Genomic DNA, 13,971 nt, shown 5'->3' with positions numbered 1-13,971 from the left:
GCTACAAAAAAGCCGGCATTGCCGGCTTCTTGATTGAGTCAGGTTCAGTCGAGTGTAGAGCCGCTGACGGGCACGCCACGCTCCGGAAAGAACAAGCGCTGCAGTTCCGCGCCCGGATTCTCGGCGCGCATGAAGGCTTCGCCCACCAGGAACGAGTACACCTCGCTGATTTCCATCAGCTCGACATCGGCGCGGTTGAGGATGCCACTTTCGGTGATGACCAGGCGATCACGCGGGATGCGCGGCAACAGGTCGAGGGTAGTTTCCAGGCTGACGTCAAAGGTGTGCAGGTTGCGGTTGTTCACCCCGACCAACGGAGTATCGAGCACTTTCAATGCCCGCTCCAGCTCATCACCGTCGTGGACTTCCACCAGCACGTCGAGCCCCACGCCTTTGGCGACAGAGGCCAGTTCGGCCATTTTCACATCGTCCAGCGCGGCAACGATCAGCAGTACGCAATCGGCGCCCAGTGCGCGGGCTTCAACGATCTGGTACGGATCGATCATGAAATCCTTGCGGATGACCGGCAGCTTGCACGCGGCGCGAGCCTGTTGCAGGTAGATGTCCGCGCCCTGGAAGTAGTCGATATCGGTGAGCACCGACAAGCAGGTCGCGCCGCCCTTCTCATAGCTGCGGGCAATCTCTGCCGGTACGAAATTCTCGCGAATCACGCCCTTGCTGGGTGAAGCCTTCTTGATTTCGGCAATCACCGCTGGCTGCTTGAGCCTGGCCTGGGCCAGCAACGCCTGGGCAAAACCACGAGGCGCGTCCGCGGCCTTGGCCAGCACTTCGACCTCGGCCAGTGTCACGCGCGCGCTGCGCTCGGCCACTTCCTCAACCTTGCGGGCGAGAATCTTTTCCAGCACCGTCGGTACACTCATGCCTCATTCTCCACTCTGAATACCGCGGTAAACGCACCCAATTCTTCAAGTTTTTCTCGTGCCAGCCCCGTATGCAGAGCGTCGTGAGCCAGGGCCACGCCTTCTCTCAGGCTGCTGGCATGATCAGCGGCGTACAGCGCGGCACCGGCATTGAGCACGATCATTTCCGCGGCTTTCTGACCGTTTTCGGTTTTGCGACGCCCCAGCGCATCGCGAATCAGCTCCAGCGAGGCTGCCGGGCTTTCCACCGCCAGACCATGCAGGCTCTGACTCTTCATGCCCAAATCCTCTGGTTCGACCCAGTACTCGCTGATCCGGTCGTCTTTCAGTTCCGCGACAAAGGTCGGGGCTGCCAGGCTGAACTCGTCCAGGCCGTCCTTCGAATGCACCACCAGCACATGTTTACTGCCCAGGCGTTGCAAGACCTCGGCCAACGGCCGGCACAATGCCTGACTGAACACACCCACGACCTGGTGCTTCACACCGGCCGGATTCGTAAGCGGGCCGAGCATGTTGAACAGCGTGCGCAGACCCAGATCGCGGCGTGGACCTGCGGCGTATTTCATCGCACTGTGATGGGATTGGGCAAACATGAAACCAATACCAACGTTGTCGATGCAGCGTGCCACTTGCACAGGCGTCAGGTTCAGGTAGATCCCGGCTGCCTCCAGCAGGTCGGCGCTGCCGCTCTTGCCGGAGACCGCACGGTTACCATGCTTGGCAACGGTGCAACCGGCCGCGGCCACCACAAAGGAGGACGCGGTCGACACGTTGAAGATGTTCGCCCCGTCGCCGCCCGTACCCACCACATCGACAACGCCGTCGAGGGTTTTCAGCTCGACCTTGTCTGCCAGCTCGCGCATGACCGATACCGCACCCACGATCTCGTCGATGCTCTCGCTCTTCATCCGCATGGCCATCATGAACGCGCCAATCTGCGCATCCGAGCATTGCCCGGTCATGATTTCGCGCATCACATCGCGCATTTCCTCAGTGCTCAGGTCCAGATGGCCGACGATACGGCTCAGGGCAGTCTTGATATCCATGGAAAGTCCTTAGCGCGTGCCGCCGGTTTGTTTGAGGAAGTTGGCAAACAGTTCATGACCCTGCTCGGTGAGAATCGACTCAGGGTGGAATTGCACCCCTTCGATGTTCAAGGTCTTGTGGCGCAGGCCCATGATTTCATCGACCGAGCCATCTTCGAGCTGGGTCCAGGCGGTCAGTTCCAGGCAGTCGGGCAGGGTTTCGCGTTTGACAATCAACGAATGATAACGGGTAACGGTCAGCGGACGGTTAAGCCCGGCGAACACACCCTTGTCCTCGTGGAATACCGGACTAGTCTTACCGTGCATCACTTGGCGGGCCCGTACCACGTCACCACCAAACGCCTGGCCGATGGACTGATGCCCCAAGCAGACACCGAGGATTGGCAGCTTGCCGGCGAAATACTTGATGGCTTCGATCGACACGCCGGCTTCGGTTGGGGTGCATGGGCCGGGGGACACCACGATACGCTCAGGCTTGAGCGCTTCGAGCTGGGCAATGGTGAGCTCGTCGTTGCGCACGACCTTGACCTCGGCGCCTAGCTCGCCAAGGTATTGCACAACGTTGTAGGTAAAGGAGTCGTAGTTATCAATCATCAGCAACATGGCTGGAACCTCTTGAATTCACTGACTTTTAAGACAGCCTTCGAATGATTGACCCGCAGTCGCGCTACACACGGTCAGTTGCTGGCATTCAGCAACAGCGGTCGTTCATACGGGTAAAGAAGGCAAAACGGTACAGGTCCGGCCAGGCCGGCAGAGAAAGTTCAGGCGCGCCAACGCCAACGGGCGTGTGCCTTGACGACTTGATCCAGGAGTTTGCTGACGATCAACACGGGGAAGGTCTCATTCATACGTTCCAGCACAGTAACTTAGCTGAGCAGAGGGTGCAATATGGCGCAGCGCACGCAACAGAGGCGGCCTTTGGCCATAGCAAAAGCGCAAAAGTTTTTGGTACTGTCGTTTCGTTCAATACAACAATAAATAAACGGACTTGATCATGATCAAACAGACGCTGATTGTACCGCTGGCGGGTTGTCTTCTTGCGATGGCCTGCGCCCAGGCGAATGCCGCCCCAACCCCGTACTCGAACTTCATTGTATTTGGCGACAGCCTCAACGACGCGGGGCAATTTGCCGACCCGGGCGGCCCGGCAGGTGCGACACAGCGCTTCACCAACCGCACAGGCCCGACTTACAAGGACGGCACCGGGGAAGAGCGCTCCGCCAACTCGACACAGTTGCTGGGGGGCAAACTGGGGTTTTCCGCCGACGACACGGCGGCCTCGACCTCGGCCACCCGTGCCAGCCAGGGCCTGCCAGACGGCAACAACTGGGCCGTTGGCGGCTACCGTACTGACCAGATCCTTGACTCGATCACCAGCACATCAAGCGCCGGCGAGCGCACCAAGCCTGGCTATCTACCGGCCAACGGCTTTCGCGCCGACCCGAACGCGCTCTACTACCTCTCCGGTGGCGGTAACGATTTCCTTCAAGGCCGGGTACTCAATCCAGCACAGGCCAGTGCCGCCGCTGATCGACTGGTCGACAGCGTGCAAACCCTGCAAGGTGCAGGCGCCAAGTACATCATGGTCTGGTTGCTGCCAGACATTGGCCTGACGCCGGCCATCAACGGTAGCCCGCTGCAAGCCTTTACTTCCCAGCTCAGCGCCCAGTTCAACAGCGAGCTGGTGCGGCAACTGCAAACCGTCGACGCCGAGGTCATTCCCCTCAATATTCCAGTGCTGCTCAATGAGGCCTTTGCCGATCCGGCGCAGTTCGGCCTGGCCACCGACCAGAACCTCACCGCCACCTGCTTCAGCGGCAGCGGCTGCACGGAAAACGCCACATACGGTATCAACAGTGCCACCCCCGATCCCAGCAAGCTGATCTACAACGACTCGGTTCACCCGACCGAAGCCGGACAGCGCCTGATTGCCGACTATGCCTACTCCCTGCTGGCGGCACCTTGGGAGCTGACACTGTTGCCAGAAATGGCCCACGGGACACTGCGCGCGCATCAGGATGAATTGCGTAACCAATGGCAAGCGGACTGGGAAAACTGGCAAGGCGTTGGCCAATGGCGAGCCATCGTCGCCGGCGGTGGCCAGCATCTGGATTTTGACGGCCAGAACAGCGCCGTCAGTGGTGACGGCAATGGCTACAACCTGAACATCGGTGGCAGCTATCGCCTTAACGACGCGTGGCGCGTAGGCGTCGCGGCCGGCTTCTATCGCCAGGACCTGGAGGCCGGCAACAACGATTCGGACTACAAGCTCAACACCTACATGGGCACTGCATTCGCCCAGTACCAGCAAAACCGCTGGTGGGCCGATGGCGCCCTGACCGCCGGGCATCTGGACTATGACAGCCTCAAACGCAAGTTCGACCTGGGCGCCAACCAGCGAGGCGAAAAAGGCGATACCAGCGGTACCGTGCTGGCTGCCAGCGGCCGAATCGGTTACGACATCGCGCAACAGGCAAGCAGCCCATGGCACCTGTCGCCGTTCGTCAGCGCTGACTTTGCCAAGGTCGAAGTCGATGGTTATTCGGAGGACGGTAACGACGCCACGGCCCTGACCTACGACGACCAGAAACGTAACTCAAGACGCCTGGGTATCGGTCTGCAAGGCAAGTATCAGTTCACCCCGCAAACCCAGGTGTACGGCGAGTACGCCAACGAACGCGAGTATGAAGACGACACTCAGGACGTGACCATGAACCTCAACAGCCTCCCGGACAACCATTACACCCTGGAAGGCTATACCCCGCAGTCCCATACCAACCGCCTGAACCTGGGCGTCAGCCATAAACTGACCGCCGACCTGGCATTGCGTGCCGGCTACAACATCCGCAAGGATGATGACTTCACCCAGCAAGCCATCAACGTAGGACTCGCACTGGACTTCTGAAGCGTCGGGCAATAAAAAACGCTGCCTCCTCACGGGGGCAGCGTTTTTTATGGTCACAGCTTTTGTGGCGAGGGCGCAAGCTCGCTCGCCACAGGATCAGCCTTGCGGTGTTTGTTCGGCCAGGGCCACGGCACGGAACATCGCGCGGCGCTTGTTCAGGGTTTCTTCCCATTCCAGCGCAGGCACAGAATCGGCAACGATGCCGCCACCCGCTTGCACATGAAGCTCGCCGTTCTTGATCACGGCGGTACGAATGGCAATGGCAGTGTCCATGTTGCCGTTCCAGGCGAAATAACCCACCGCGCCGCCGTAGACACCCCGCTTGACCGGTTCCAGTTCGTCGATGATTTCCATCGCCCGAATCTTCGGTGCGCCCGACAGCGTGCCGGCCGGCAGAATCGCCCGCAGCGCGTCCATTGCCGTCAAGCCGGCTTTCAATTGGCCGGTGACGTTGGACACGATGTGCATCACGTTGGAATAACGCTCGATCACCATTTTCTCGGTGAGTTTCACCGAGCCAATTTCCGAGACGCGGCCGGTGTCGTTACGGCCCAGGTCAATCAGCATCAAGTGCTCGGCGATTTCCTTGTCATCCGACAGCAGGTCTTCTTCCAGCGCCTGATCCGCCTCCTCGTTGGCGCCCCGTGGGCGAGTGCCAGCAATCGGGCGCACGGTGATCAGGTTGTCTTCGACCCGCACCAGCACTTCCGGTGAACTGCCAACGACGTGGAAGTCGCCGAAGTTGAAGAAGTACATGTAAGGCGTCGGGTTAAAGCAACGTAGCGCACGGTACAGATCGATCGGTGCCGCCTTGAAGTCGATGGACATCCGTTGCGACGGCACCACTTGCATACAGTCACCGGCGAGGATGTACTCCTTGATGGTGTCCACCGCACGCTCGTAATCATCCTGGGTGAAGCTGGAGCGGAACACCGGGTCCGCTGCCTGCTGCTGGCTGAAATCCAGGCCACGGCGCGGGGTAATCGGCTGGCGGAGTTTTTCCAGCAGCTCTTCAAGTCGCGCCTGGCCTTGCTCAAAGGCGTTTTCCTGCGAAGGATCCGCCAGCACGATCGCGTGCATCTTGCCGGCGAGGTTGTCGAACACCACCACCGCGTCGGACACCATCAGCAGGATATCCGGCACCCCCAGCGGATCCGGGTTCGGGCACTTGCCCAGGCGCTTCTCCACGTAACGTACGCAGTCGTAACCGAAGTAGCCCACCAGACCACCGTTGAAGCGCGGCAAACCGGCGATGGTCGGCACGTTGTAACGGGCCTTGAACGTTTCGACGAACGCCAGCGGGTCTTCGACATCGTGGCTTTCCACCTCAACGCCATCAACGGTCACGCTGACATGGTGATCATGCACCCGCAGCACCGTGCGGCACGGCAGGCCGATGATCGAGTAACGGCCCCATTTCTCTCCGCCCTGTACCGATTCCAGCAGGTAGGAATTGGGCTGATCGGCCAGTTTCAGGTAGATCGACAGTGGTGTATCGAAGTCGGCAAGGGTTTCGCAGGCCAGCGGGATACGGTTGTAGCCGGCAGCGGCCAAACGCAGGAATTCTTCGCGGATCATGAGGTGCCTCGTGGCGTGAGGGTCAAACAGTCAGGTGTGCAAACGCGCCGGATAGCCGGCCAGGATCACGTCAGGCGCGCCAACGCCAGCGGGCCAGGGCCTTGATGACTTTCATCCAGAGTTTGCGAGTGACCACCACGATGGAATTTCCAGGAGGGGATTGAACAGCGTCGGGCAACGTTATCTCAGCAGCCGGGTCCAGGCAACCGGGAATTAGCGTGCGCAGATCGTCGATCACCAGTGCCGGTGATTCTTCGGCAATCGGCCGGCCATGGTTATAGCCGTAGCTCAACGCCACACACTGTACGCCCGCCGCCTTGGCCGCCTGCACGTCGCTGCGCGAGTCACCGATGAACAAGGATTGCGAGGCCGGGACGTTGGCCATTTTCATCACGAAAAACAGCGCGGCCGGATCGGGCTTTTTCTGCGGCAGGGTGTCACCGCCAATGATCCACTTGAAGTAGCGGCCGATTTTCATCTGGTCCAGCAGTGGCGCGACAAAGCGCTCCGGCTTGTTGGTGATCAACGCCATCTCGACGCCCTGTTTGTACAACCACTTCAGGGTGTCGCGTACGCCGGGGTAGACCACCGTCAACTCATGGCCGTCCGCGTAGGCCTCCATGAAAATCGCCAGGGCGTGCTCGGCCTCGCCATCATCGACGCGGCTGTGGTCGATACTGCCCGCCAGCGCGCGCCGCACCAGCACCGGCGCACCGTTGCCAACCCACTCGCGCACCGCGGCCAGACCGGCCGGTTCACGCCCCAGTTTGAGCAGCATGTTATCCACAGCCACTGCCAGGTCCGGGACCGAATCGATCAAAGTGCCATCCAGATCGAACATCACCAACCGCGGCAGGCGCCCCGGGAACAGCTGCTCAAACCCGCTCATGGGCGAGCCAGAGCCAGTTCGGAGCGCATCTTCTCAATCACTTCCTGGTAGTTCGGCGCGTTGAAGATCGCAGAACCGGCCACGAAAGTATCGGCACCTGCCGCCGCGATTTCACGGATGTTATTCACGTTCACGCCACCGTCGATTTCCAGGCGGATATCACGGCCCGATGCGTCGATCAGTGCACGAGCCTCACGCAGCTTGTCGAGGGTCGCTGGAATGAACGTCTGCCCGCCGAAGCCTGGGTTGACGCTCATCAGCAGGATCATGTCGACCTTGTCCATCACGTACTTGAGCACGTCCAGCGGGGTCGCCGGGTTGAACACCAGGCCCGCCTTGCAACCGCCTTCGCGGATCATTTGCAGGGAACGGTCGACGTGGGTCGAGGCGTCCGGGTGGAAGGTGATGTAGGTCGCGCCAGCTTCGATGAAGTCACCGATGATGCGGTCTACCGGGGAGACCATCAGGTGCGCGTCGATCGGCGCGGTCACGCCATACTTGCGCAAAGCCGAGCAGACCATCGGCCCGATGGTCAGGTTTGGCACATAGTGGTTGTCCATGACATCGAAGTGAACGATGTCGGCACCCGCGGCCAGAACGTTGTCCACTTCTTCGCCCAGGCGGGCGAAGTCGGCGGAGAGAATCGACGGAGCAATTGCGAAGGGCTGCATGACGCACCTTTTTTGAGCAGGATCACGATGGCGCGCATTGTATACCTCATGCTTTGACGCGCACACCGTGAGTGCAATGATCAGTAGGCAGCCCGGTAAATCTTCTCGATATCGACAGCACTCAACTGGCGCGGATTGTTGCGCATCAATCGCTCGATTCCCGCGGCCTCCACGGCCATCGCCGGGATCGCGTCCTCCGGCACCCCGAAACTGCGCAAGCCTTGAGGGATCTCCACTGCGGCACAGAGTCGCGCCATGGCCTCAACCGCCTGGTCCGCCGCGTCCTGAACACTCAAGTGCGCCGTCTTCACGCCAAATGCCTCGGCGATGTCCTGCATACGCTCCACACAGGCCATCTTGTTCCAGGTCATGACATGGGGCAGCAACAGGGCATTACTCACGCCGTGGGCAATATTGAAACGCCCGCCCAGCGGATACGCCAGGGCATGCACCGCGCCGACACCCGCGTTGCCGAAGGCCATGCCGGCCATCAGGCTGGCGGTGGCCATGTCTTCACGGGCCTGCAGGTTCGAGGCGTTGGCATAGGCCTTGGGCAACGCATTGGCGATCAACCTGATCGCGCCAATGGCCAACGCGTCGGTAATCGGCGATGCGTTGACCGACAGATAGGACTCCACCGCATGCACCAGCGCATCAATACCGCTGGCGGCGGTCACGCTGCGCGGGCAGGTCAAAGTCATCTGCGGACTGACCAGGGCCACATCGGGTAACAGGTAATCGCTGACGATGCCTTTTTTGAGTTGCGCCACCTTGTCGGAAAGGATCGCCACATTGGTGACTTCCGATCCGGTACCGGCGGTGGTCGGGATGGCGATCAGCGGCGGGCCCTTGCGTGGTACCTGATCGACACCGAACAGATCCTCAAGCGCCCCGTGATAACCGGCGTAGGCCGCCACGCTTTTGGCGATGTCGATGGCACTGCCGCCACCCAGGCCGATCAGGCCGTCATGCCCGCCTTCACGGTAGACGCGCATGCAGTCTTCGACGATGGCGATTTCCGGGTCGGGTAGCACCCGGTCGAAAATCTCGAAAGTACGCCCGCCCAATTGGGCCAGCGCCAGCTCTACCGTACCGGATTTGACCAGTGCAGCATCGGTGACAATCAGTGGGTGATCGACATCCAGGCGGGTCAACTCAGCGGCCAGCTGCTCGATGGCGCTCGCGCCGGTGAGCAGTTTGTGAGCGATTTTGAAAGAGGAAAGACTCATGTGCGCAGCCTCTTATAGATAGGGGAGCTGGGCACAATAGTAGCTATGGATTCGGGTTTGTCTGTTATTCAGCCAGTGAATGGGCGGATGTCCTGCTACCCGTGGCGAGGGAGCATGCTCCCTCGCCACAAAGCAATCCGTCAGGCCTGGGCCGTGCGCAATTTCTCGCTACGCCCACGCAACCATTCCAAGGTCAGCAACAGGATCACCGAGAAGGCGATCAGCAGCGTCGCGGCGGCGGCGATGGTCGGGCTGAGGTTTTCGCGGATGCCGCTGAACATCTGCCGTGGCAAGGTCGCTTGCTCGGGGCCAGCGAGGAACAGTGTCACCACTACCTCATCGAACGAGGTGGCGAAGGCAAACAGTGCCCCGGAGATCACGCCAGGCGCGATCAGTGGCAAGGTCACCCGACGGAATGCCGTCAGTGGCGAAGCCCCCAGGCTGGCCGCTGCACGCACCAGGTTGTGGTTGAATCCCTGCAAGGTGGCCGACACCGTGATGATCACGAACGGTACACCCAGCACCGCATGCACTACGATCAGCGAGAAGAAACTGTTGCCCAGGCCCAGTGGAGCAAAGAACAGGTAGCTCGCCACACCGATGATTACCACCGGCACCACCATGGGCGAAATCACCAGCGCCATCACTAGCGCTTTGCCGGGGAAGTCACCACGGGTCAGGCCGATCGCCGCCAGCGTACCGAAGACCATCGCCAGAACGGTGGCCGCCGGAGCAACGATGATGCTGTTCTTCAACGCCCGCATCCATTCGGCGGAGGCGAAGAAGTCCTGATACCAATGCAACGAGAAACCTTGCAGCGGATACACCAGGAAACTCCCCGAGTTGAACGACAACGGGATGATGACCAGCACCGGCAGAATCAGGAACAACAGGATCAGCCCGCAGAGAATGCGCAAGCTGTAGAACCACACCCGCTCGACGGGCGACATATACGGACTCAGCATTTCGATTCTCCCCTTAGCTCAGGCGCAGGCGGCTCGCGCCTACCAGCCAGCTGTAAATCAGATAGAGCACGACCGTGGCCAGCAACAGCAGCCCACCGAGCGCGGTCGCCATGCCCCAGTTGATGCTGGTGTTGGTGTAGAACGCGACGAAGTAGCTGACCATCTGATCGTTCGGACTGCCCAGCAGCGCCGGGGTGATGTAGTAACCAATCGCCAGGATAAACACCAACAGGCAACCGGCGCCGACACCGGCATAGGTCTGCGGGAAGTACACCCGCCAGAAGCTGGCGAACGGGTGGCAACCCAGGGAAATCGCCGCACGCATGTAGGTCGGCGAGATCCCCTTCATCACGCTGTAGATCGGCAGAATCATGAATGGCAGCAGGATGTGCACCATCGAGATGTAAACCCCGACGCGGTTAAACACCAGTTCCAGCGGTTTATCGATGATGCCCATGGCCATCAAGGCGCTGTTGATCAGGCCACCGGACTGCAGCAAGACAATCCACGCCGCTACTCGCACCAGAATCGAGGTCCAGAACGGCAGCAGGACCAGAATCATCAGCAGGTTGCTTTGCCGTGACGGCAGGTTGGCCAGCAGGTAAGCCAGGGGATAGGCCAGCACCAGGCAGATCGCGGTGATGACCAGGCCCATCCAGAAGGTTCGGGCAAAGATATCGAGGTAAATGGCTTGATCGGGGGTTGCCGGAGCGATTTCCCCCAGATCGTCGATCCGGTGGTCGACTGCCGCCAACAGGTAATAAGGAGTGATGCTGCTGGTGTTGCGACGGACGGCCTGCCAGTAGGCCGGATCACCCCAACGCTCATCCAGGGCTTCGAGCGCTTCCTTATAAGAAGCCGGCTCGGTCTTGAACGGTAGCGCGCGGGCGGTTTTGGTCAGCAGGCTGCGATAGCCGGCCAACTCCATGTTCAGTCGCTTGGACAGATCGCCCAGGGTTTGATGCTTGCGGGCTTCGGCCAGGTCTTCGCTGGCGGCCTTGTAGACCGGATCCGCAGGCAGGCCTCGGCCATCCCAGGACGCAATGGCAGCCACGGTGCGCGGCATGCCACCGACCACTTCCGGGTTACCGACACTTTTGTAGAGCAGCGCCACGATCGGCACCAGGAACACCAGCAACAGAAACAGCACCAGGGGGGCGATCAAGGCTTGCGCCTTCCAGCGGTTGACCCGCTCGGCACGCGCCAGGCGCTGCTTCAAGGTGCTTTGGGTGCCCTCGTTCAAGGGAACGGCGATGGCCATGGCGAACTCCGAAATTCTTGGATCAATCGTTAATGTGGGAGCGGGCTTTTGTGGCGAGCGAGCTTGCTCCCTCGCCACAAAAGCTCGCCCCCGCAGGTGGGCGAGCCCACCTGCACAGGGTGGTGGTTACTTCGCAGCCCACGAGTTGAAACGCTGCTCCAGTTGCTCACCGTTGTCAGCCCAGAAGCTGACGTCGATCTGCACCTGATTGGCGATGTTTTCCGGAGTGGTCGGCATGTCTTTCAGGACGTCCTGAGCCAACAGCGGTACGGCTTGGGTATTGGCCGGGCCGTAAGCGATGTTTTCCGAGTAGGTCTTCTGCTGCTGCGGCTGCACCGAGAAGGCGATGAATTTCTTCGCGGCTTCGGCGCGGGTTTTGTCCAGGCCTTTTGGAATGGCCCAGGCGTCGAAGTCGTAGATGCCGCCGTTCCATACCACTTTCAGGTTGCTTTCTTTCTGCACGGCTGCGATTCGACCGTTGTAGGCCGAACTCATGACCACGTCACCGGAAGCCAGGTACTGCGGCGGTTGCGCGCCGGCTTCCCACCACTGAATGCTTGGCTTGAGTTCATCGAGTTTCTTGAAGGCGCGGTCCTGACCGTCCTTGCCGGCCAGCACTTTGTAGACGTCCTTTGGTGCGACGCCGTCGGCCATCAAGGCGAATTCCAGGGTGTACTTGGCCCCTTTACGCAGCCCACGCTTGCCCGGGAAGTTCTTGGTGTCCCAGAAATCGACCCAACTGGTCGGTGCGGTTTTCAGCTTGTCGGCGTTGTAGGCCAGCACGGTCGACCACACGAAGAAACCCACGCCACAGGGCTGTATCGCACCCTTGACGTAGTCTTCGTTCTTGCCGAACAACGCAGGGTCCAGTTGCTCGAACATGTCCTCGTCACAACCACGGGACAGCTCAGGCGACTCGACTTCTACCAGGTCCCAGGACACGCTCTTGGTGTCGACCATGGCTTTGACCTTGGCCATTTCACCGTTGTACTCACCGGCGATGATCTTGCCATGGCCCGCGGCTTCCCAGGGTGCGTAGAAGGCCTTGACCTGTGCCGCCTTGTTCGCGCCGCCAAACGACACCACGGTCAGGTCCGGGCCCGCCGCCATCGCGTGCGCCGCACCCAGCATGCCCACGACCAGGGCGGTGAATTTCAGGGATTTTGACATTTATTATTCTCTCCACGTGCAGGGTTGGTGAAGCAGGGGGCGATCAGTTCGCCTCTAGAAGTGGGTCAAGCGCGCGAACGTGCTCGACCTGCCAGCCAAGCGGAACCACGTCTCCAACGGCCAGCGACGGATCCAGCTCGGCAATGGGCTGTTTCACGAAGAAGTCGGTCTTGCCACAGACTTCCAGGCGTACCCGGACGTGGTCGCCCAGATAGATGAATTCCGCCACCCGCCCGGAGAAGCGGTTGACGCATGACTCACTGGAGCCATTGAGGCTCACGCGCTCCGGACGAATGGACAAGGTCACCGGCTCGCCGGTCTTGCCGACATTCACCGCCAGCGCTTCCACCTTCTCACCACGCCCCAGCTCGACCACGCAGCGGTCGCCGTTCTGGCTGTGCAGACGGCCGTTGAGACGATTGTTCTCACCGATGAAGTTGGCGACAAAGGTGTTCTTCGGCTCTTCATACAGCATGCGCGGTGGGGCGATCTGCTGGATTTCGCCTTGATGGAACACGGCTACGCGATCGGACATGGTCAGGGCTTCGCCCTGGTCGTGGGTCACATAGACCACCGTCACGCCGAGGCGCTGGTGCAGGTGTTTGATCTCCATCTGCATGTGTTCACGCAGTTGCTTGTCCAGCGCGCCCAGCGGCTCATCCATCAACACCAGTTGCGGCTCGAACACCAATGCCCGGGCCAGGGCCACACGCTGTTGCTGGCCACCGGAAAGCTGCGCCGGGTAACGCTGGGCGAACTTGTCGAGTTGAACCATGCTCAGTACGCGCTTGACCCGGTCACTGACGTCGCTTTTGTTCAACCCGCGAACGGTCAGCGGGAATGCCAGGTTCTCGGCCACCGTCATGTGCGGGAACAATGCGTAGTTCTGGAACACCATGCCGATGTCGCGCTTGTGCGGCGGCACGTTGTTGATCGAACGGCCTGCCAGCAGGATCTCGCCCGCCGTCGGCGTTTCAAAGCCGGCGAGCATCATCAGACTGGTGGTCTTGCCGGAGCCGGACGGCCCGAGCAAGGTGAGGAATTCGCCTTTGCGAATGTCCAGGTTGAGGTCTTTGACGATCAGGTTCTCGCCGTCGTAGCTCTTTTGCACGCCACGAAAGCTGACCAGTACATCATTCGCCCCAGCGCTTGAATCAACCTCGCTCATACCCGCACCTTTGTATTCTTTATATGTAGGACTGCTGAGGACTAAGCCTAGTGGAGCCTCAAGACCACGCAAATCGGGGCGCAGGAGAGAATCGCCTCAGCCGGATGGAAGGCTGGGGGTAGGGATTGCCCTACAAGGATGGCGCGTTTTGACAAACGCAGAGGCAAGCGCTCAGCTACAAGCCGCAAGAACGGGCAACCTCGAT

General features: G+C 60.4%; 12 protein-coding genes. 1 reads left to right on the top strand and 11 read right to left on the bottom strand.

Going from position 1 to position 13,971, the window contains the following annotated elements; all coding sequences use genetic code 11:
• Window positions 1-44: 44 nt before the first annotated feature.
• The 3 genes from trpC to CKW29_RS23690 are packed head-to-tail and all read right to left on the bottom strand — an operon-like array spanning window position 45 to window position 2,530.
• Window positions 45-881, bottom strand: coding sequence for an indole-3-glycerol phosphate synthase TrpC (trpC, locus tag CKW29_RS23700; protein ID WP_095147231.1), 837 nt, complete (start codon window positions 879-881; stop codon window positions 45-47).
• Window positions 878-1,927 (bottom strand): anthranilate phosphoribosyltransferase, encoded by a 1,050-nt coding sequence (gene trpD / locus CKW29_RS23695; protein ID WP_095147232.1) that lies wholly within the window; start codon window positions 1,925-1,927, stop codon window positions 878-880. The genes trpC and trpD overlap by 4 nt, the downstream gene beginning before the upstream one ends.
• 9 nt (window positions 1,928-1,936) lie before the next feature.
• The gene (locus tag CKW29_RS23690) at window positions 1,937-2,530 is read right to left on the bottom strand and encodes an aminodeoxychorismate/anthranilate synthase component II (protein WP_095147233.1); all 594 of its coding nucleotides are present in this window, start codon (window positions 2,528-2,530) and stop codon (window positions 1,937-1,939) included.
• 394 nt (window positions 2,531-2,924) lie between these two features.
• On the opposite strand from CKW29_RS23690, the gene estP reads away from it, so the two are divergent.
• Window positions 2,925-4,835 carry an esterase EstP gene (gene estP, locus CKW29_RS23685; RefSeq protein ID WP_095149213.1) on the top strand — a complete coding sequence of 637 codons (1,911 nt, stop codon included), beginning with the start codon at window positions 2,925-2,927 and terminating at the stop codon, window positions 4,833-4,835.
• A 96-nt stretch (window positions 4,836-4,931) separates the two neighbouring features.
• On the opposite strand, the gene trpE is transcribed toward estP, so the two are convergent.
• The 8 genes from trpE to CKW29_RS23645 form a co-directional block, all read right to left on the bottom strand.
• Window positions 4,932-6,413, bottom strand: a complete 1,482-nt coding sequence (gene trpE, locus CKW29_RS23680; RefSeq protein ID WP_095149212.1) for an anthranilate synthase component I — start codon at window positions 6,411-6,413, stop codon at window positions 4,932-4,934.
• Between the two features lie 70 nt (window positions 6,414-6,483).
• On the bottom strand, window positions 6,484-7,302 hold the full coding sequence (locus CKW29_RS23675) for a phosphoglycolate phosphatase (protein ID WP_095147236.1): 819 nt from the start codon (window positions 7,300-7,302) through the stop codon (window positions 6,484-6,486).
• Window positions 7,299-7,973: a ribulose-phosphate 3-epimerase gene (rpe, locus tag CKW29_RS23670; RefSeq protein WP_095082952.1), complete on the bottom strand. Its 675-nt coding sequence runs from the start codon at window positions 7,971-7,973 to the stop codon at window positions 7,299-7,301. Before rpe ends, CKW29_RS23675 begins: the two co-directional genes overlap by 4 nt.
• A gap of 80 nt (window positions 7,974-8,053) precedes the next feature.
• Complete coding sequence (locus tag CKW29_RS23665) at window positions 8,054-9,202, bottom strand: iron-containing alcohol dehydrogenase (protein ID WP_095147237.1); 1,149 nt, start codon at window positions 9,200-9,202, stop codon at window positions 8,054-8,056.
• Window positions 9,203-9,342: 140 nt separating this feature from the next.
• Window positions 9,343-10,167 carry an ABC transporter permease gene (locus CKW29_RS23660; RefSeq protein ID WP_095147238.1) on the bottom strand — a complete coding sequence of 275 codons (825 nt, stop codon included), beginning with the start codon at window positions 10,165-10,167 and terminating at the stop codon, window positions 9,343-9,345.
• A gap of 13 nt (window positions 10,168-10,180) precedes the next feature.
• Window positions 10,181-11,428 carry an ABC transporter permease gene (locus tag CKW29_RS23655; RefSeq protein ID WP_095147239.1) on the bottom strand — a complete coding sequence of 416 codons (1,248 nt, stop codon included), beginning with the start codon at window positions 11,426-11,428 and terminating at the stop codon, window positions 10,181-10,183.
• A 126-nt stretch (window positions 11,429-11,554) separates the two neighbouring features.
• Window positions 11,555-12,598: an ABC transporter substrate-binding protein gene (locus CKW29_RS23650; protein WP_095082944.1), complete on the bottom strand. Its 1,044-nt coding sequence runs from the start codon at window positions 12,596-12,598 to the stop codon at window positions 11,555-11,557.
• A gap of 43 nt (window positions 12,599-12,641) precedes the next feature.
• On the bottom strand, window positions 12,642-13,766 hold the full coding sequence (locus tag CKW29_RS23645) for an ABC transporter ATP-binding protein (RefSeq protein WP_095149211.1): 1,125 nt from the start codon (window positions 13,764-13,766) through the stop codon (window positions 12,642-12,644).
• Between the last annotated feature and the right edge of the window lie 205 nt (window positions 13,767-13,971).

The organism is Pseudomonas sp. Irchel s3a18 (genome assembly GCF_900187535.1).
In the GTDB taxonomy this organism is placed as follows: domain Bacteria; phylum Pseudomonadota; class Gammaproteobacteria; order Pseudomonadales; family Pseudomonadaceae; genus Aquipseudomonas.
Note: the sequence above shows the minus strand (reverse complement) of the source record. Positions and strands in the feature narration are given on the sequence as shown.